The organism is Mesorhizobium sp. CNPSo 4671 (assembly GCF_057784245.1).
This window is the reverse complement of sequence record NZ_JBWLUW010000001.1, coordinates 672,336-690,122: the sequence shown is the minus strand read 5'-3', so window position 1 is coordinate 690,122 and position 17,787 is coordinate 672,336. Positions and strand designations below refer to the sequence as shown.

Sequence of the window (17,787 nt, the reverse complement as noted above, 5' to 3'; positions counted from 1 at the left end):
CGACCTTGATGGGTTGCTGCCCGTAAAAGAGGCTGCGAGGATGGCCCGATGATGCGTACAGCTATAGCTCTTATTGCGTTAGCCGTTTCGACTTTGATCGGAGCCCAATCTACACGTTCGCAAGAGTGGACTCCGTCTCAAAGTCTCGTTCTGGATGCGACACGAGCAATTGATCGCTATTTCTCCTTGCTCGACCACGGCGAGCCCAAGCGGGCCTATGAAATGATGAATGATGCCACCAAGGCCTCAATCCCGCTGACCGCTTTCACAGAGCAAAACGAACGGTTCCATGCTCAGGGTGGTCCGCTGCTGGAGCGGCGACTGCTCAAATTCACCTGGTTCAAAGACCCGGCGAACGCTCCCTTTCCGGGCATTTATGCAGCGGTCGATATAGCCACGAGATTTGAGAAGATCGATCGGCACTGTGGATACATAGTGCTCTATCAGCAACCTTCAGGGGGAGCTTTCCAGGTCATGCGCGCCGAAGGCAACTTCATCGACAACGCGACAGCGAAGAGAATTGAGACAACCCAGTCAAAATCTGAACTAGACAAGGCATGGACGGAATTATCGCGCAACTGTCCCAACTTCCCGACGGCCAATCCTTGAACGTTTAGGCGAGCTGCTTCTTGTATGGCCCACGCATCAAACTGCCATCACCAAACGCTGATGAGATTCAGACCGGTTGCTGAGCCGGTTTTCTGAGCAGGCCTTCGAGCAGTTGCTTGAACGCCGCGACCACCATCTTCGACGTCGCTTCGGGGTCATTCGAATTGGCGATCCGCTGCGCTGCCTGGCTGCTCGCCCCGTTGATCAGCCGTGCCGCGGTCTCGGGGTCGACGCCCGGGACGACCACCCCTTCCCCCTGCAGCGCGGTCAGATGATCGGTCATTGAACCGACGCAGGCGCTGGCATTCGGCCAAAGTGCTGGATCGCCCAGCACGGCCGGACCGTCCCGGAACATGATGCGCTGGATTTCCGGCTCCAGCGCCATTTCGATATAAGTTGTGCATTCGTCGACGAAATGCTGCCAGCGGGTCGGCGCTCTCGAGGCGACCTCATTCACCCGGGCAGCCATCTCCGCGTCGATTTCGGCGATAACCGCCTGCAGCAGCCCCTTCTTGTCGCCGAAGTGATGATAGAGCGCGCCGCGCGTCAACCCGGCCGATGCGGTGAAATCATCCATCGAGGCTTCCGCATAGCCTGTCGTGCCGAAAGCCTGGCGGGCCGCGGCGATCAGCTTGGCGCGCGTCTCGGCGATCATTTCCTTGCGGGGTCTGTGCATTTCCGTCTGGCCCTATCCACATACGCCTCGTATGCCAATTGACATACGCCACGTATGATCTATCTATTTCTCATACGCTTCGTATGTAATTGTCAGATCGCCCTTTGTCGAGGAACTGCCATGCAAAACCCCTATTCGGAAATCTTCCGCGCCCCTGGAGCCAAGGGCTTTGCAGCCGCCGGCTTCATGGCGCGCCTGCCGATCGCCATGGCACCGATCGGCATTGTGGCGATGCTGTCGCAAACGCGCGGCGAATACTGGCTGGCGGGTGCGGTCTCGGCGACATTCGCGCTGGCCAACGCCTTCCTGGCGCCGCAAATATCAAGGCTGGTCGACCGCCTTGGCCAGACGCGGATCGTCGTACCCACGACAATCATCTCCGTGCTCGCCTTCATCACGCTGGTTGCGGCCGCCAATCAGGACTGGCCGGTTTGGACGCTGTTCGTGTCGGCGTTGCTGGCCGCGGCCATGCCCAGCATGCCCGCTATGGTGCGCGCGCGCTGGACCGAGCTTTTCCGGGGCCGCCCCGAGATGAACACCGCCTTCGCCTTCGAATCGGCGGCGGACGAGCTGGTCTATATCGCCGGCGCATCGCTGTCGGTCGGCCTGAGTGCTGCCTTGTTCCCGGAAGCAGGCATGCTGGCGAGCACGCTGTTCCTTGCCTTGGGCTCGACGGCGTTCATCCTGCAGCGATCGACCGAGCCGCAAGTGCGCCCGATGGACCAGAGCTCGAGCATCTCGGCGATCCGTCTGCGCCCGGTGCAGATCATCACCTTTGCCCTGATCTTCATCGGCGCGACCTTCGCGACGACGGAAGTGAGCACCGTGGCGATCACAAAGGAACTCGGCCAGCCCGGCGCCGCCAGCCTCGTCATCGGCGTCTACGCGCTGGGGTCGTTCGTGCTCGGCATCATTGTCGGCGCGCTCAACCTGAAAGCGCCGCTGCAGCGCCAACTTGCCATCGCGGTCGCTCTGGTCGCGCTTGGCACGCTGCTGCCGCTCACCGCCAGCAGCGTGCCGCTTCTGGCGCTGACCGTCTTCATCAGCGGCGTGGCGATCTCGCCGACCTTCATCACGGCCTTCGGCCTGATCGAGCGGCATGTGCCGGAAGCGATGCTGACCGAGGGCATCACCTGGGTGACAACAGGAATCGGCATCGGCATGGCGCTGGGCTCCTTCGCCGCCGGCGCGGTGGTGGATGCGTTCGGCGCCCAGAACGGGTTCTGGGTCTCGGTGGCATCAGGCACGATTGCACTCGCCACCGTGCTCCTCGCCCAGCGAGTGCTGGCCACCCATAGATGCGAGTTGGACGGATGCGAAGCAGCCGCGGTTCCCGCCGAGTGACGGCCAGGATATGTTGAGATTCAGGTCAGGCCGCGCCGAAAATGATGGATTTCGAGAACCGGAGCGCAGCGGACTTTCCGGTCCGTGAGCACCGGAAGCGCAGAAAGCCGTCATTTGCAGGCCGGCCTCACCTGAATATCGACATATCCTAGATAATCTCGGTCTTGGCGATGTGGATGCCAAAGCCTTCGAGGCCGACATAATGGCGCTCGCGCGAGGCGATCAGGTTGATCGAAGAAATGCCGAGGTCCTTCAGGATCTGCGCGCCGAGGCCGATCTCGCGCCATTCATTCTCGCGCCGGCGCGCCTCCTCATGATCCTCGCGGTCGCCGCTTAACGGGCGCTTGCGCTCCTGGTGGGCGACGCCCACCGAACCTTCTCTGAGATAGACGATGACGCCGCGCTTGCGTTCGCCCATCGCCTTCATGATGCCGTCCAGCCGATGGGAGGTGCCGAAAACGTCGGTCACCACATCCTCGGAATGCAGCCGCACCGGCACGTCCTCGCCGTCGCGGATGTCGCCGAAGACGACGGCGACGTGATGCATCGTGTCCCAGGGCAGCGTGTAGGTGAAGACCTGCGCCTTGCCGCCAAGCGTGTCGATATCGGAGCATGCCACGCGCTCGACCAGCGTTTCCTTGCGCTGACGGTAGGCGATGAGGTCGGCGACCGAAACCTGCTTCAGACCATGTTCCTCGGCGAAAGCCTGCACTTGCGGGCCACGCTTGACGGTGCCGTCGTCGTTGACCAACTCGGAGATGACGCCGATCGGCGGCAGGCCGGCGAGCTTGCAAAGGTCGACCGCCGCTTCCGTATGGCCCGAACGCATCAGCACGCCGCCTTCGCGCGCGATCAGCGGGAAGATATGGCCGGGGCGGACGAAATCCGAGGCGCCGACATTGCCGTTGGCGAGGTTGCGCACGGTCAGCGTGCGGTCGTCGGCCGAAATGCCTGTCGTCGTGCCATGCTTGAAATCGACGCTGACGGTGAAAGCGGTGGTGTGGGCGGAATCATTGTCGGCGACCATCGGCTGCAGGTTGAGCCGCTTGGCTTCTTCGCGCGGCATCGGCGTGCAGACGATGCCCGAGGTGTTGCGCACGATGAAGGCCATCTTTTCCGGCGTGCAGTGGACAGCGGCGACAATCAGGTCGCCCTCATTCTCGCGCCCGTCATCGTCCATGACGACGACGATCTCGCCGCGTTCGAAAGCGCGGATGGCTTCGACAATCTTTTTCTGGTCGTAAGGCATGGGATGCTCGCTTCGCTCGCAGGGCAGTAGGGGAATAGGGCAGTAAGGCAGTAGGGGAAAGCAAAAATTTGGCTGTCTGGGCGCGGGGCGTAGCATATCGCCCTACTGCCCTACTGCGCCCTTCCCCGTCTGTCCCCTGTGCCGCAGATAATGATCGGCAATCGCGCAGGCAACCATCGCTTCGCCGATCGGCACCGCGCGGATGCCGACGCAGGGGTCGTGCCGGCCCTTCGTCATCACCTCGACGTCGTGGCCATCCTTGTCGATCGACTTTCGCGGCGTCAGGATCGACGAGGTCGGCTTGACGGCGAAACGCGCAATGATCGCCTGGCCGGTCGAGATGCCGCCGAGGATGCCGCCGGCATTGTTGGACAGGAACACCGGCTTGCCGTCATTGCCGATGCGCATCTCGTCGGCATTCTGTTCGCCGGTGATGCGCGCGGCCTCGAAACCGTTGCCGATCTCGACGCCCTTGACGGCGTTGATCGACATCAGGCCCGACGCAATGTCCTGGTCGAGCTTGGCGTAGATCGGCGCGCCGAGCCCCGGTGGTACGCCGTCGGCGACGATCTCGATCACCGCGCCGACCGAGGAACCGGCCTTGCGGATGCCGTCGAGATACTGCGTGAAAACCGGAACCGAAGCCGGATCGGGGGTGAAGAACGGGTTTTCCGCGTCGCCTATGAAATTCCAGTTCCAGTTGGCGCGGTTGATCGACTTTTCGCCCATCGACACCAGCGCGCCGCGCACCACCATGCCCGGCACCACCTTGCGGGCAAGCGCTCCGGCTGCGACCCGCGCGGCCGTCTCGCGGGCCGAGGAGCGGCCGCCGCCACGATAGTCGCGTATGCCGTATTTGACGTCATAGGTGTAGTCGGCATGGCCCGGCCGGTACTGGCGGGCGATCTCGCCATAGTCCTTCGAACGCTGGTCGACATTCTCGATCAGCATCGAAACTGGCGTGCCGGTGGTGATCATCGTCTCCCCATCCTCGTCAAGCACGAAGCCCGACAGCACCTTCACTTCGTCCGGCTCGCGGCGTTGGGTGACGAAACGCGACTGGCCCGGCCGGCGCTTGTCGAGTTCGGCCTGGATTTCGTCGCGCGTGAAGCGGATGCCGGGCGGGCAACCGTCGACGACGCAGCCGAGCGCTGCCCCATGGCTTTCGCCCCAGGTGGTGACGCGGAAAAGGTGGCCGAACGTGTTGTGAGACATGGAAAATTGCCCTGCCCGGCAGCGGAGCCGGTTGAAGCCTGCCTTCTATTGGCGTTTTTTGCGGTGGTCAAACTGTCATCCCCGCCGTTTAAGTTTTGACACATTCGGCTGGTTTCTGCTTTCTTCCATCCGCCGTTGAGGATCCGCCGCCACCGTGCCGGCGCAATGACCAAAGAGGACGATTATGCGTACCCTGATTGGCGCTGTTGCCGCCACGCTGCTCTATTCCACCGCTGCTTTCGCCGGCCAGACCGAAGGCTTGATCAAGAAGATCGACAAGGACGCGCTGACGCTGACGCTGGATGACGGCAAATCCTACAAGCTGAATGCCGAAACCGATCTCGACTCCTTGAAGCCGGGCATGGATATCGTCATCGCCTATGACGTGACCAATGGCGAGAACGTCGTGACGGACATGGAACTGCCGGACACCGAATAAGAAGCTCTCCGCCTCCGCACAGCCAGATCCATTCCGACAAGGCCGAAATCGGCTCCATCTTCTTGTTCGGACCCTACCGGAACCGAAAGTTCAGGATCTGGGCCTGGATGTCGTTTCCAACCAGCTTGGGCGCGCTGGGCGAAGGCTGGCCCTTGCCAATGCCGTTCGTTGGTAGCAGTCTCGGCTAGCAGATTCAGCCGTCGGGTGGATCTGCGGCGGAGCGGGACAATGTGCATCGACTGCAAGGGCGAAGGGGTCGACCGCAGGGATTTCCTCAAGGTCGGTGCGGGGCTCGTCGCGATCGGTTTTGGCGCAGCTTCCTGGTCGGCGCGAGCGGCCGAAGGTGTTGCGACGACGCTGCTCCCCGATGAAGCGCTCGCCGCATTGAAGTCCGGCAACGAACGTTATGTCAGCCACCCTGAACTCTGCTCGATTGACCTTGCCGCTCAGCGGAGCGCTGTCGCCGCACACCAGGCGCCCTGGGCTACGGTCATCAGTTGCGCCGACAGTCGCGTTCCGCCGGAATTGATCTTCGGTGGCCACGGCGTTGGAGAACTATTCGTCGCCCGGAATGCTGGCAACCTCGTCGACACCGCGACGCTCGGCACGGTCGAATACGGTGCGGCGGTGCTCGGCTCGCCGTTGATCGTCGTCCTGGCGCACACAAGTTGCGGTGCCGTCAAGGCGGCTTGCGACGTGGTCGCCAAGAACGCCACCTATCCGGGCGCGATCGGCCCGATGATCGAACCGATCCTGCCCGCGGCGATCGCGGTGCGGAGCGAGGCGGGCGATTTCGTCGACAACACCGCCAAGGAGAGCGCGCGGAGGACCGCGAGGCGCCTGGCCGTTTCAAGCAAGCTCCTGGCCGGCCTCATCGGGACCGGCAAGCTGAAGATCGTCGCGGCGATCTATGACCTTGGCACGGGTGTGGTGACCTACATCGACTGATGCGATAATCCAGGACGACTAGCTACAGCCACTCCAGGCTCTTGCCTTCGAGTTTGAGCACACGATCCTGCGGTATTTCCAGGTTCGCGGCCTCGTCCTCTGCCATATCGAGCACGAAGCGAAACAGGGTGCGCATGACGCCACCATGTGTCACACAGATCGTCCTGCGGTCGATCCCGTCGAAGTAGGGTTTCACCCGTTCGAGCAGCATCTGGTAGCTCTCCGCACCGTCGCCGGGCGGCTGGAAGTTCCATTTGTCCCGTGCGCGTGACCGCTTTGCTCCGGGAGACTGCGTCTCCAACTCGGCAAAGGTAAAGCTCTGCCAGTCACCGAAATTGACTTCAATCAGTCTGGGATCGGTTCGATAGGCGAGCGGATCGAGCTTCATCGCGGCACGGATGCGTTCCATCGTTTCGCGCGTCCGCCGCATCGGGCTGGCGACGAAATCGAAATCCCTGACGTCACCGACAAGCTCGGCCAGCCGAAGCCCGTTTCCGGTCGCCTGCTCGCGGCCAAGACCATTGAGGTCGGTGTCGGCCTGACCCTGAAGCCGGGCCTCGGCGTTCCACGCGGTCTGGCCGTGGCGCACGATAAAAACCAGCGGGTACATCAGTTTTCCGGAGGTCGGGCCTGGGCCTAGCGGACGATAGGCGAAGGGAATTAATCCTTGACCGTCGAAATGTCGGGCGCGTCGACCGCCTTCATGCCGACCACGTGATAGCCGGAATCGACATGATGCACTTCGCCGGTAACGCCACGCGACAGGTCGGACAGGAAATAGACGCCGGAATCGCCGACCTCTTCCTGCGTGACCGTCTGCTTCAGCGGCGAATTGTATTCGTTCCACTTCAGGATGTAGCGGAAGTCGCCGATGCCGGAGGCGGCCAGCGTCTTGATCGGGCCGGCGGAGATCGCGTTGACGCGGATCTTCTTGGCGCCGAGATCGACAGCGAGATAGCGCACGCTGGCCTCGAGCGCGGCCTTGGCGACGCCCATGACGTTGTAGTGCGGCATCACCTTCTCGGCGCCGTAATAAGTCAGCGTCAGCAGCGAACCGCCATCAGTCATCAGTGCCTCGGCACGCTTGGCGATGGTGGTGAAGGAAAACACCGAAATGTCCATGGTGCGCAGGAAATTGTCGCGCGTCGTCTCGACATAGCGGCCAGTCAGCTCGTCCTTGTCGGAGAAAGCGATGGCATGGACGAGGAAGTCGAGCTTGCCGCCCCAATGCTTGGCGACATTGGCGAAAACCTCGTCGAGGCTCGCCGGATCGGTGACGTCGCAATGGCCGGCGACATAAGCGCCCAGTTCCGCCGCCAGCGGCTCGACACGCTTCTTGAACGCCTCGCCCTGATAGGTCAGCGCGATTTCGGCGCCATGATCGACGCATGCCTTGGCGATGCCGTAGGCAATCGATCTGTTGTTCGCGACGCCAAGAATCAGGCCGCGCTTGCCGGCCATCAAGCCCTGTCCACCCGCCATGTCTGCGCTCTCCGCACGGTTTCTGCTTTGTGGAGTGCCTATCGCACAGGCACAGAGCCCCTTCAAGCGCTCAAACCGGACAGTTCGGGGGACAAAAGCGCTGGATCAGCCTTTTTGGCCACGCAGCAACGCTTCGAGCGCACTGTCGCCGCCTTCCGGAAGCATGATGCGGACATGGGCATAGAGGTCGCCGTGGCCGCCGGCCTTTTCCGGCAGGCCCCTGCCTTTCAGGCGGAGCACCTTGTCCGAACTCGACCAGGCGGGAACGTTGACCGCCAGCCTGCCGGTCGGTGTCTCGACCGGCACCTTGGCGCCGAGCACCGCATCCGCCAGCGACACCGGCAGATCGGCATGCAGGTCGCGGCCCTCGATGCGGTAGCGCGGATGACGGCGGATATGGATCTTGACCACCGCGTCGCCAGGCTGGCCCGGTCCCTGCTCGCCCTGCCCTTTCAGCCGGATGGTCTGGCCATCCTCGACAAAGACCGGCAGCTTGACCGCCACCTTGCGGCCATCCGGGAACATCGCGGTCACCTTTTCGGCGGTCGCGGCTTCCTCGATGGTGACATCGAGCGTGACGTTCAGATCGGCCGCCGTCGCCGGCTGGCGGCGGTCGCCAGCGCCGCGCGCGCCCGAAAAGGCGTCGCCGAAAATCTGGCTGAATATATCGCTGTTGCCGTCGAACGGATCACCGCCCGGGCGCCCCGAACGGAATTCGAATCGCGAACCACCGGCACCTTGCTGGCGGCGAAACCCACCGAAGGGGTCGCCACCAGCGGCACCTTCAAATCCCTGGAAGCGCGGCTTGCCGTCGGCGTCGATCTCGCCGCGATCGAAAGCCGCACGGTTCTTCTCATCGCCGACGATCTCATAGGCCTGGTTGGCCTGGGCAAAACGGTCCTTCGCCTTGGGATCATTCGGATTCTGGTCCGGATGATGTTTCTTGGCGAGTTTCCGGTATGCCGATTTTATGTCCTTGGCCGATGCGTTCTTTGCAACGCCCAGGACCTCATACGGGTCGCGCATGCTTCCTGCCCTGGAAATGAGTTGAGTCCATACTTGCCTCCTATATGCGCTCGCATAGGAAGAAATTCCAGTAGCGGAGCATCATATCAAGGGCGGAAAATCAGATCAGGCTCAGAGTGCCTTGAAGTCCTGCATGCGCCAGCCGCCGGCGCTGGCCAGGCAGAGTTCCCCCTCGAACATGGCAACGCCATCAAAGCTCTCGCGCGAAGCCTTGAAGCGGCGGCATGTCTGGCCCCTGTCCTTCAATTCAGCCAGTTCAGTGATGGAGCCGCGCGACCCGGTGCCGGCATTGGCCCACGGCACGGCCTGGCCGCCGAGCTGCTCGATATCGGCGGAGGACACCGCATTGCCGATCGTCGTCTGGTCGGAATCGCGATCCGAATCGGCAGGTGCCGCTGAAGTCTGCGTGCTGCTGGTCAGGATCGAGCGGTCGACTTCGGCCTTTTCCAGGCTGAAGCCACCCGCGCCGCAGGCGGCAAGCGGCAAGGCGGCCGCCACGATCGCCGCTTTCGCGCTGGCCGAAGCGATAACGCTCCATTGCCTGCTGTCAAAAGCTTGCGCGATACGCGACAATCGGCAACCTCCCTGATTTCGTGACAATTTGAGAAAAACTATGAGTGACACAGAGTTAACAACCAGTGACTTTACCGAAGCGGCAGAGCCGTTTCGCCTCTTCGCCGCATGGCTTGATGACGCCACCAAGAGCGAAATCAATGACGCCAATGGCGTGGCACTGGCGACCGTCGATGCCGAAGGCATGCCGGATGTGCGGATGGTGCTGCTCAAGGGGTTCGATGAAGGCGGCTTTGTTTTCTACACGAATTTCGAAAGCGCGAAGGGCCAGGAGATTCTTGGCAGCATGAAGGCGGCGATGTGTTTCCATTGGAAATCGCTGCGCCGGCAGGTGCGCATTCGCGGTCCGGTGGAGATCGTCAGCGACGCGGAAGCCGACGCCTATTTTGCCACGCGCCCACGCGGCAGCCGTATCGGCGCCTGGGCCTCAAAACAGTCACGGCCGCTGGAAAGCCGCTTCGCGCTGGAGAAAGCAGTCGCCGAATACACGGCGCGCTACGCCATCGGTGAGATTCCGCGGCCGAAGCACTGGTCGGGCTTCCGCATCGTGCCGAAGACGATCGAGTTCTGGCACGACCGTCCGTTCCGGCTGCACGACCGGGCGGTCTTTTCCCGTAACGCCAAAGGCGGCTGGGACAAGACGCGGCTTTATCCCTGAAGGCTCAGCTCTTCTTTCTGGTCATGAATGCGGTGAGCGCCGCGCGCGCCTCGTCCGACTTCAGCCGCTCGCGGAAATGCTCGCTCTCCTCGCCGATGCGGGCGATGAGGTCGTCGCGCGAGCCACGCATGAGATCTCGCGCGATCTTCAGCGCCTGCGGCGGCTTGGCGGCGATCTGGCCGGCGGCCGCCAGGACCGAGGCTTCCAGCGCGTCTTCCTCGACCACTTCGTAGATCAGGCCAACGGCCTTGGCGCGCTCGGCGGAAAAGCCTTCGCCGAGGCCGAGCAGCGCGAACGCGCCCTGCTGCCCCAGGATGCGCGGCGCCAGCAGGCTCGATCCCGCCTCGGGCACAAGGCCGAGATCTACGAAAGGCGTCCTGAACACGGTGCGCGGCGTGGCGAAGGTCAGGTCGCAATGCAAATTGATCGTGGTGCCGATGCCGACCGCGATGCCGTCTACGCCGGAGACGATGGGTTTTTCGACCCGGGCCAGCGCCATCAGGAAATCCCAGACCTCCGTGCCGCCATCGCCACCGGTGGCGACGACCATGAAATCGGCAAGATCGTTGCCGGAGGAGAAGGCGCCGGGCACGCCGAGGAAAACATTGACGCGGACCGCCGGATCGGCGTCACCCTGGGCCAAGGTTTGGGACATTTTCGCGTACATGGCGCGCGTCAGTGCGTTCTTCTTGTCCGGGCGGTTCATGCGGATGATCTGGATGGCGCCCTGGCGCTCGACGAGGATATGGTCTGTCACGGTCTTTTTCCCTGGTGAGCGCTGTGAGAATTCAAGCTGATATCAGCGACTTGCCGGCGGCAGCGAGGCTCTCCGCGCCGTCGATGACGCGTTCCTTCAATGTACGTGCCTCGCCCAGCAGATTCTCGGCGAAGAAGCGGCAAAGGGCGATGCGGCCCTGATCGGCAAGACCGCCCCGCGCCAGATAAGCGCCGCCAGCGGCAAGCGAGATCAACCGCAGATACGGCGTCGCGCCCGCCAGCACCTCCTCCACCCGACCGTCGGCCGACAATCTCTGCAGGAGACGGGTCGCCAGTGTCAGATCGTTGAGTGCAGCATCGAGCGCATCGGCGGTGCGGCCGAAACCCTGCAGGTTGGAGATGCGCACGGCGTTGGCGACCGTAGCCAATTCGCCGATGAAGCCATGCACATGCTCGCCGCCGCCGAGCGGCAGCTTGCGCATGACCAGATCGATCGCCTGGATGCCGTTGGTGCCCTCGTAGATCGGCGCAATGCGGGCATCGCGATAGAGCGCTGCCGCCCCCGTCTCCTCGATGAAGCCCATGCCGCCATGCACCTGCACGCCGAACGAGGCCACTTCGACACCGACATCGGTCGAAAATGCCTTGGCCAGCGGTGTCAAGAGATTGGCGCGGTCGCGCCAATGCGCAGCCTCGTCACCGTCCGAGACCCGTGCCATGTCGATGGCGTGGGCACAGGAATAGCTGATCGCTCGCGCCGTCTGCGTCAGCGCCTTCATTGTGAGGAGATTGCGCTGCACGTCGGGGTGATGGACGATCGGCGCCATGCCGGCCCCGGCGTGATCCGCCGCCTTGCCCTGGCGCCGCTCATTGGCGTAGGCGATTGCCTTCTGGGTGGCGGCTTCCGCGACCGCGACACCCTGCATACCGACGCACAGCCGCGCATTGTTCATCATGGTGAACATGCAGGCCAGGCCCTTGTTCTCCTCGCCGATCAGCCAGCCAATGGCGCCGGGCTTGGCACCCTGGAAACCGTCGCCATAGATCATGGTGCAAGTGGGCGAGGCATGAATGCCAAGCTTGTGCTCGAGGCCAGAACAGAAGACGTCGTTGCGGGCACCGAGCGAGCCATCATCATTGACGAAAAACTTCGGCACCAGGAACAGCGAAATGCCGCGCGTGCCGGCCGGTGCGTCCGGCAGCCGTGCCAGCACCAGATGGATGATGTTGTCGGTGAAATCGTGCTCGCCATAGGTGATGAATATCTTCTGGCCGAAGATACGGTAGGTGCCGTCGCCGGCGGGCTCGGCGCGGGCGCGCAAGGCAGCGAGGTCCGAGCCAGCCTGCGGCTCGGTCAGGTTCATCGTACCCATCCATTCGCCCGATACGAGCTTTGCAAGATACTTGGCCTTGAGCGCTTCGGAGGCATGCTGGTCGAGTGCTTCGACAGCGCCCATGGTCAGCGTCGGGCCGATGCCGAAGGCCATGGCGGCGGAGTTCCACATTTCGAGCGCGGCGACACCAAGCATGGTCGGCAGCGCTTGGCCGCCATACTCTTCAGGCCCCGACAGCGCATTCCAGCCGCCATCGATCCAGCGGCGGTAAAGCTCCTTCCAGCCGGGCGGCGTGGTGACGGCGGCGTCCTTCAGCACGGCTCCGTGTTCGTCACCGATCTTGTAGAGGGGCGCCACCTCCTCGGTGGCGAAACGGCCAGCCTCGCTGAGGACCGCATCGACCAGGTCCTCGCCGAGATCGCCGAACGTGCCGGCATCGAGGGCCGATTTCATGCCCGCCACGTGCTTCAAGGTGAAAGCGATATCCTCGACCGGTGCCCGATACATGCCGCTCGATCCTCCTGATGCATCGGCCTCGCCAACCCTAGAGCCGGCGCGGCCGCAAAACCATCCGCCTTTGGGCGGCCTCCCGGTTTCTTTTTACGTAAACGTCAAATTTTGTCACGCGGATTTTGCAATCGCGCCGGCCTGTATTAAATTCGATCCACGCCGCATCAAGTCGACCGGCGACAGACCAGAACCAGCCGACCGGAACCAGCCCATGCTCGCCAGACCAGACGCCTATCGCTGCATCGAATGCGGCTTGCCCTATCGCGCAACGGGATTCTGGCATCATGGCGGCCAGCTGGAACACGGTGCAGCCTATTGGTCGGATCGCGGCATATTGTGCTCGCCGCAATGTTCGCTTGCCCACCACCGCAAGCGCGCCGCCGAAGGCACGCTACGGCAGGAGCCCGCGCCCGACCCGTTCGAATTTCAGCTGTTCAGCCGGCGCTAGGTTCCCACGGCCTCTGCATCGAGAAGTATTCCTTAACCATACCGGTTCACCATCGGTGTTTGATCAACGGGGACCCCCTGTTTGAAAACGCCGGCGCATCTTCTTCGCCGCTCAGCGATCGCTCTTGCGGCGATGATGGCGCTGATATCGGCGGCAAAGGCTTCGGACTTTTCCGAGCCGTGGAAGAGTGCCGACCGCGCGCTGGTCGTCGACGCCTACGAGTACAATTCCATCGACTGGGCGCAGCTTGCCACCGACAAGCGCATCGTCGCCTTCATCAACAAGGCCTCCGACGGCATGCCGCCGCCCTATTTCTGTTTCGGCAGCGACACCGACGTGAAGCTCTGCAAAGCGCTGTGGAAGCGCCATGCAGTGACGCGCGAACTGTTCCAGACGCGCCGGGTCGTCGCCAAGGCGCTCGGTCTGAAATGGGGCGCCTATCACCTCGCCCGCCCCGGCAATCCGGTCGAGCAGGCCAACAATTTTCTCGACTTCGCCGACCCCGCGTCGGACGATCTCATGGTTCTCGATATCGAGGGCATCGATCCCTTGCAATGGATGTCGCTCGACGACGCCGAGGAGTTCGTGCGCCAGGTGCATCGGCGCGTCGGCCGCTTCCCGGTGCTCTACACCAACGGCAAGACCGCCCAGTACATCGCCGACAACCGCTACAAATACCGGCTCCTGTCGCGGCTGCCGCTTTGGTACGCGCGCTACAAGCCCGACATCGACGTGCATTTTCCGATGGGCAACTGGCGGAGCTACGCACTTTGGCAATTCTCGGCGCAGGCCAATTGCGGCCGTTTCCGTTGCCCCTACAGGGTTGCCGGCACGCCTAACGATATCGACGTCAACGTCGCGCCGACGGATGCCGCCACACTGCGCCAGCAATGGCCCTTTGGCGGGCTGATCGACGTGCCATCCGACTATCTCGCCAGCGTGCCGGTGCCGCTCGCGCGCGAAGCAGCGCTCGCCGGCAAGGCCACACTCATCTATGCCGATGTGGCAACGCCGCCGACCTTCGAGGAAATGGTCTCGGTGCTCGGCTCTCGCTGGTCGAAATTCCGCGACGGGTTCCGCATGCCTGTCGTAAAGACCGTGCCGCGCCGCCCGGGCTTCGGCATCGTGCAATATGTCGCCTGGATGCGGACCGGGCAGCGCTCACCCGAGCAGCTTGACGCCGCCTTTGCCGCGGCCGACCCGGTCAGCACCGCTTCGACCAAAATCGATCGCGGCCAGCCCTAGGCTGCCGAAATCTCAGCTTGCCTGCTCGCGCGCCACGGCTTGCCAGCCGATGTCGCGGCGGCAGAACCCGTCAGGCCAGTCGATCCGGTCGAGCGCGGCATAGGCCCGCGCCTGCGCCGCGCCGACCGTGGCACCGGTCGCCGTGACATTGAGGACGCGGCCGCCATTGGCGACCAGCGCGCCGCCATTGATGGCGGTACCGGCATGGAATATCTGGACGCCGTCGCTCGCCGCCTGCTCGACGCCGCGGATAACCGAGCCTTTTTCCGGCGTGCCGGGATAGCCCCGCGCCGCCATCACCACGGTGAGCGCCGCCTCGTCGCGCCAGCGTATGGACGTGTGCGCCAGCTGGGCGTCGACGGCGGCATTGAGCAGCACCAAGAGGTCGTCCTTCAGCCGCATCATCAGCACCTGGCATTCCGGATCGCCGAAGCGGGTGTTGTATTCGATCAGCTTCGGCCCCTTGTCCGTGATCATCAGCCCGGCGAAGAGAATGCCGGCGAAGGGCGCGCCAAGCTCGGCCATGCCGCGCATGGTCGGCTCGATGATCTCGTGCATGGTGCGCTCGATCATCTCAGGCGTCATCACCGGCGCTGGCGAATAGGCGCCCATGCCGCCGGTGTTGGGGCCAGTGTCGCCATCGCCGACGCGTTTGTGGTCCTGCGCGGTGCCGAAGGGAAGTGCCGTGGTGCCGTCGCAGAGGCAGAAGAAGCTCGCCTCCTCGCCGGTCATGAATTCCTCGACCACCACCTCCGCGCCGGCAGCGCCGAAGGAGCCCTCGAAACAGGCATCGAGGGCCGCCCTCGCCTCGTCCAGCGTCATGGCGACGGTGACACCCTTGCCGGCGGCGAGCCCATCTGCCTTGATGACGATCGGAGCACCCGTCTTTTCGACATAGGCTTTGGCCGAGGCCAGATCGTGGAAACGACCATAGGCGGCAGTGGGGATGTTGTATCGAGCGCAGAGATCCTTGGTGAAACCCTTAGAGCCTTCCAACCGCGCGGCGGCCTTGGAAGGGCCGAAGACGCGGATGTTTTCGGCGCGCAGATCGTCGGCAATGCCGGCGACCAGCGGCCCTTCCGGACCCACGACGACGAGGTCGATTTTCTTCTCCCGGCAGAAGGCGGCGACGGTAGCGTGATCGGTGATATCCAGCTTCACCAGTTCGGCCTCGCTGCCGATGCCGGGATTGCCGGGAGCCGCGTAGAGTTTGGTCAGCAGCGGCGAGGCGGCAATCTTCCAGGCAAGCGCATGTTCGCGGCCGCCGGAGCCTAGAAGAAGAACGTTCATGGCCACCTCATAATGCAAACCCTGGAGAGCACCCGCTATTGCTCTCCGGGCGACGGGTCAAGGCATCAGGGCGTTTTGATCCGAATTGCGCACGGGAACGTTATCCCAGCCGAATATGGGCGCCGAATACCGGCGCCCATATTCTGGCCCGCTTCAGCCGGGAAAGACCACGGGGAACCAGTCCTCGCGCAATTTCTGGCCCGGCTGCATGCCATGGCCGTGATAGGGCGGCGATGTGCGGCCCGGCCGCTCGACATAATGGGCATCGTCGCCGACCCAGCGCAGCGACAGCGCCCGCCGCCGGGCCGCGGTTAGATTGCCGCGCGCACCATGCGCGGTGCGGAAGTCGAACAGGATGGCGTCGCCCGGTTCCATCTCCCATTCAAGCACCTTCGTCGACGGGTCCTTGTCGGGATCGGGCACCGGCAGATAATCGCCCTCGCCGGCATAGAAATTGCTGTCGTCGAGCCAGCGCACCGGCAGGATCATCTTGTCCCATTTGTGCGAGCCGGCGATCAGCCGCAGCGTCGCCTCCTTCACCGGGTCGATGGGGATCCAGAAGCTGACCGTCTGCTGGCCGTCGACGAAATAATAGGGGATGTCCTGATGCCAGGGTGTCGGCTTCTGCGTGCCGGGCTCCTTGACCAGCACGTGATCGTGAAAAAACTGCGCGGTGCGCGACTGCATCACCGCCGCCGCGATTTGCGCGGCCGGCGATTTCCGCACCACCTCGACGAATTCGGGGATGCGCTCCCAATTGCAGTAGTCGTCGAAGAAACTGCCGCGGCCATTGGCGATATCGGACGCGGTGGCGCTGCGGTTCTGCATGTTGCGCTCGATGCCGGCGGCAATCGTATCGACCCAGCCCTTGAAGGCGCCGCGGATGCAAACCGCACCGTCGCGCTGATAGTCGGCAATCGTCTCCGCATCGATCAGGCTGGTGTCGATGGCGCGGGCAGCAGTCTGGGAGACCATAGTGTCCTCCTTTCAGGATCGGGACGACTATCGCAATGCGCCTTCATTCAGTAAAATAATAACTTCTCATCTGACACATAGAACGAAACTATGAGCCTGACTCTCACGCAGTTGCGTTATCTGGTTGCGGTCGCCCGCCACGGAAGCGTCACCGGCGCAGCCAGGACGCTGAACATTTCCCAGCCCTCGATTTCCGTGGCGATCGACGCAATAGAAAAGGATTTCGGCCAGAAACTGTTCGTGCGCCAGCGCGGGAGCGGCGTTTCGCTGACCTCCTTCGGCCGTGTCATCGTGGCGAAGGCAAAACTGGTTCTTGCCGAGACGGATGAACTGATGAGCCTCGGGGCGGGCAATTTAGCCGTCGGCGGTGAGCTGGTGCTTGGATGTTTCGAGGATTTGGCGCCCTATTTCGCGCCGGGTCTCATCCGCGCTTTCTCCGAGCGCCATCCAGACGTCGCTGTCATCGTTCGCGACGAGACGTTCGAAACGCTCGGGCGGCGTCTGGCGGACGCCGCCATCGATCTTGGCCTCAGCTACGATCTCGGCCTGCCGTCGCATTTCGCCCGCATCCTGCTGCACGAGCTGCGGCCGCATGCGCTGTTGCCGGCTGGCCATGCGCTGGCGGACCGTGCCGAGGTCAGTCTGGCCGATCTGGCCGCCTATCCGCTGATCACGACGGACCAGCCGCAGAGCTGGCAGCACATGCTCGACCTGTTCCGCAGCCGTGGCCTTTCGCCGGTGGCCGACAGGGCGACGAGTTCGTTCGAACTCCAGCGCAGCATGGTTGCAAACGGTTTTGGTGTCGCCGTCAGCTACACAAGGCCGCATGGCGACCGCAGCTATGACGGGCTGCCCCTGATCTGCAAGCCATTGTCGGATCCGCTGCCGATGCAGCGCATCATCCTCACCTATGACACGCAGCTGCAGTGTCGAATGCGGCGCTTGCCTTCGTCGAGACGGCGAAAGACTGGTTTTCCACGCGCGACATCTTCACCTCTTGAGGGGTCGGCGACAGCCCGCATCCGCTAGCCGCTTGACGGTTTCCGCGG

18 protein-coding genes and 1 pseudogene are annotated in these 17,787 nt (G+C 63.2%); 8 read left to right on the top strand and 11 right to left on the bottom strand.

Going from position 1 to position 17,787, the window contains the following annotated elements:
* Window positions 1-48 precede the first annotated feature (48 nt).
* Window positions 49-609, top strand: coding sequence for a DUF4019 domain-containing protein (locus tag AC04SF_RS03095; protein WP_488476450.1), 561 nt, complete (start codon window positions 49-51; stop codon window positions 607-609).
* Between the two features lie 67 nt (window positions 610-676).
* On the opposite strand, the gene AC04SF_RS03090 is transcribed toward AC04SF_RS03095, so the two are convergent.
* Window positions 677-1,285: a TetR/AcrR family transcriptional regulator gene (locus AC04SF_RS03090; protein ID WP_488476449.1), complete on the bottom strand. Its 609-nt coding sequence runs from the start codon at window positions 1,283-1,285 to the stop codon at window positions 677-679.
* 120 nt (window positions 1,286-1,405) lie between these two features.
* Here AC04SF_RS03090 and AC04SF_RS03085 point away from each other — a divergent pair, with 120 nt between their 5' ends.
* A complete protein-coding gene (locus tag AC04SF_RS03085; RefSeq protein ID WP_488476448.1) occupies window positions 1,406-2,629 on the top strand; it encodes an MFS transporter in 1,224 nt (407 codons plus the stop codon).
* Window positions 2,630-2,777: 148 nt separating this feature from the next.
* On the opposite strand, the gene ribB is transcribed toward AC04SF_RS03085, so the two are convergent.
* Both ribB and aroC read right to left on the bottom strand, forming a co-directional pair.
* On the bottom strand, window positions 2,778-3,878 hold the full coding sequence (ribB, locus tag AC04SF_RS03080; protein WP_096455925.1) for a 3,4-dihydroxy-2-butanone-4-phosphate synthase: 1,101 nt from the start codon (window positions 3,876-3,878) through the stop codon (window positions 2,778-2,780).
* Between the two features lie 102 nt (window positions 3,879-3,980).
* Window positions 3,981-5,093, bottom strand: a complete 1,113-nt coding sequence (gene aroC, locus AC04SF_RS03075; protein ID WP_488476447.1) for a chorismate synthase — start codon at window positions 5,091-5,093, stop codon at window positions 3,981-3,983.
* Between the two features lie 184 nt (window positions 5,094-5,277).
* Between aroC and AC04SF_RS03070 the strand changes: the two genes are divergently transcribed.
* Entirely contained in the window at window positions 5,278-5,532 is a 255-nt protein-coding gene (locus tag AC04SF_RS03070) for a DUF1344 domain-containing protein (protein ID WP_096455921.1), read from the top strand.
* A gap of 228 nt (window positions 5,533-5,760) precedes the next feature.
* Window positions 5,761-6,480, top strand: a complete 720-nt coding sequence (locus AC04SF_RS03065; RefSeq protein ID WP_488476446.1) for a carbonic anhydrase — start codon at window positions 5,761-5,763, stop codon at window positions 6,478-6,480.
* A gap of 22 nt (window positions 6,481-6,502) precedes the next feature.
* Here AC04SF_RS03065 and AC04SF_RS03060 read toward each other — a convergent pair whose 3' ends face one another.
* The 4 genes from AC04SF_RS03060 to AC04SF_RS03045 all read right to left on the bottom strand — a co-directional run bounded on the left by AC04SF_RS03060 (window position 6,503) and on the right by AC04SF_RS03045 (window position 9,561).
* Window positions 6,503-7,090 (bottom strand): histidine phosphatase family protein, encoded by a 588-nt coding sequence (locus AC04SF_RS03060; protein ID WP_488476445.1) that lies wholly within the window; start codon window positions 7,088-7,090, stop codon window positions 6,503-6,505.
* Between the two features lie 50 nt (window positions 7,091-7,140).
* Window positions 7,141-7,962, bottom strand: a complete 822-nt coding sequence (gene fabI, locus AC04SF_RS03055) for an enoyl-ACP reductase FabI (protein ID WP_096455915.1) — start codon at window positions 7,960-7,962, stop codon at window positions 7,141-7,143.
* A 105-nt stretch (window positions 7,963-8,067) separates the two neighbouring features.
* Window positions 8,068-8,988 (bottom strand): DnaJ C-terminal domain-containing protein, encoded by a 921-nt coding sequence (locus AC04SF_RS03050; protein WP_488476444.1) that lies wholly within the window; start codon window positions 8,986-8,988, stop codon window positions 8,068-8,070.
* A 111-nt stretch (window positions 8,989-9,099) separates the two neighbouring features.
* Window positions 9,100-9,561: an RT0821/Lpp0805 family surface protein gene (locus tag AC04SF_RS03045; RefSeq protein ID WP_096455911.1), complete on the bottom strand. Its 462-nt coding sequence runs from the start codon at window positions 9,559-9,561 to the stop codon at window positions 9,100-9,102.
* 40 nt (window positions 9,562-9,601) lie between these two features.
* On the opposite strand from AC04SF_RS03045, the gene pdxH reads away from it, so the two are divergent.
* Window positions 9,602-10,219: a pyridoxamine 5'-phosphate oxidase gene (gene pdxH, locus AC04SF_RS03040; RefSeq protein WP_488476443.1), complete on the top strand. Its 618-nt coding sequence runs from the start codon at window positions 9,602-9,604 to the stop codon at window positions 10,217-10,219.
* Between the two features lie 4 nt (window positions 10,220-10,223).
* Here pdxH and AC04SF_RS03035 read toward each other — a convergent pair whose 3' ends face one another.
* Entirely contained in the window at window positions 10,224-10,976 is a 753-nt protein-coding gene (locus AC04SF_RS03035) for a crotonase/enoyl-CoA hydratase family protein (RefSeq protein WP_488476442.1), read from the bottom strand.
* A 31-nt stretch (window positions 10,977-11,007) separates the two neighbouring features.
* Window positions 11,008-12,777 carry an acyl-CoA dehydrogenase family protein gene (locus AC04SF_RS03030; protein ID WP_488476441.1) on the bottom strand — a complete coding sequence of 590 codons (1,770 nt, stop codon included), beginning with the start codon at window positions 12,775-12,777 and terminating at the stop codon, window positions 11,008-11,010.
* Between the two features lie 214 nt (window positions 12,778-12,991).
* Here AC04SF_RS03030 and AC04SF_RS03025 point away from each other — a divergent pair, with 214 nt between their 5' ends.
* Entirely contained in the window at window positions 12,992-13,228 is a 237-nt protein-coding gene (locus AC04SF_RS03025) for a hypothetical protein (RefSeq protein ID WP_488476440.1), read from the top strand.
* Between the two features lie 132 nt (window positions 13,229-13,360).
* Entirely contained in the window at window positions 13,361-14,473 is a 1,113-nt protein-coding gene (locus tag AC04SF_RS03020) for a glycoside hydrolase family 25 protein (RefSeq protein WP_488476674.1), read from the top strand.
* Window positions 14,474-14,485: 12 nt separating this feature from the next.
* Here the strand turns inward: AC04SF_RS03020 and purD are convergent, their stop codons facing one another.
* Both purD and AC04SF_RS03010 read right to left on the bottom strand, forming a co-directional pair.
* Window positions 14,486-15,763: a phosphoribosylamine--glycine ligase gene (purD, locus tag AC04SF_RS03015; RefSeq protein WP_488476439.1), complete on the bottom strand. Its 1,278-nt coding sequence runs from the start codon at window positions 15,761-15,763 to the stop codon at window positions 14,486-14,488.
* A gap of 153 nt (window positions 15,764-15,916) precedes the next feature.
* On the bottom strand, window positions 15,917-16,738 hold the full coding sequence (locus tag AC04SF_RS03010) for a phytanoyl-CoA dioxygenase family protein (RefSeq protein WP_488476438.1): 822 nt from the start codon (window positions 16,736-16,738) through the stop codon (window positions 15,917-15,919).
* A gap of 90 nt (window positions 16,739-16,828) precedes the next feature.
* Between AC04SF_RS03010 and AC04SF_RS03005 the strand changes: the two are divergent.
* A pseudogene (locus tag AC04SF_RS03005) lies at window positions 16,829-17,739 on the top strand (LysR family transcriptional regulator).
* The last annotated feature ends 48 nt before the right edge of the window (window positions 17,740-17,787 follow it).

Excerpts from the sequence above, each read along its gene's own strand:
- AC04SF_RS03095 (WP_488476450.1), top strand. The coding sequence starts at position 49 with ATGATGCGTACAGCTATAGCTCTTATTGCGTTAGCCGTTTCGACTTTG.
- AC04SF_RS03090 (WP_488476449.1), bottom strand. The coding sequence starts at position 1,285 with ATGCACAGACCCCGCAAGGAAATGATCGCCGAGACGCGCGCCAAGCTG.
- AC04SF_RS03085 (WP_488476448.1), top strand. The coding sequence starts at position 1,406 with ATGCAAAACCCCTATTCGGAAATCTTCCGCGCCCCTGGAGCCAAGGGC.
- ribB (WP_096455925.1), bottom strand. The coding sequence starts at position 3,878 with ATGCCTTACGACCAGAAAAAGATTGTCGAAGCCATCCGCGCTTTCGAA.
- aroC (WP_488476447.1), bottom strand. The coding sequence starts at position 5,093 with ATGTCTCACAACACGTTCGGCCACCTTTTCCGCGTCACCACCTGGGGC.
- AC04SF_RS03070 (WP_096455921.1), top strand. The coding sequence starts at position 5,278 with ATGCGTACCCTGATTGGCGCTGTTGCCGCCACGCTGCTCTATTCCACC.
- AC04SF_RS03065 (WP_488476446.1), top strand. The coding sequence starts at position 5,761 with ATGTGCATCGACTGCAAGGGCGAAGGGGTCGACCGCAGGGATTTCCTC.
- AC04SF_RS03060 (WP_488476445.1), bottom strand. The coding sequence starts at position 7,090 with ATGTACCCGCTGGTTTTTATCGTGCGCCACGGCCAGACCGCGTGGAAC.
- fabI (WP_096455915.1), bottom strand. The coding sequence starts at position 7,962 with ATGGCGGGTGGACAGGGCTTGATGGCCGGCAAGCGCGGCCTGATTCTT.
- AC04SF_RS03050 (WP_488476444.1), bottom strand. The coding sequence starts at position 8,988 with ATGCGCGACCCGTATGAGGTCCTGGGCGTTGCAAAGAACGCATCGGCC.
- pdxH (WP_488476443.1), top strand. The coding sequence starts at position 9,602 with ATGAGTGACACAGAGTTAACAACCAGTGACTTTACCGAAGCGGCAGAG.
- AC04SF_RS03030 (WP_488476441.1), bottom strand. The coding sequence starts at position 12,777 with ATGTATCGGGCACCGGTCGAGGATATCGCTTTCACCTTGAAGCACGTG.
- AC04SF_RS03025 (WP_488476440.1), top strand. The coding sequence starts at position 12,992 with ATGCTCGCCAGACCAGACGCCTATCGCTGCATCGAATGCGGCTTGCCC.
- AC04SF_RS03020 (WP_488476674.1), top strand. The coding sequence starts at position 13,361 with ATGATGGCGCTGATATCGGCGGCAAAGGCTTCGGACTTTTCCGAGCCG.
- purD (WP_488476439.1), bottom strand. The coding sequence starts at position 15,763 with ATGAACGTTCTTCTTCTAGGCTCCGGCGGCCGCGAACATGCGCTTGCC.
- AC04SF_RS03010 (WP_488476438.1), bottom strand. The coding sequence starts at position 16,738 with ATGGTCTCCCAGACTGCTGCCCGCGCCATCGACACCAGCCTGATCGAT.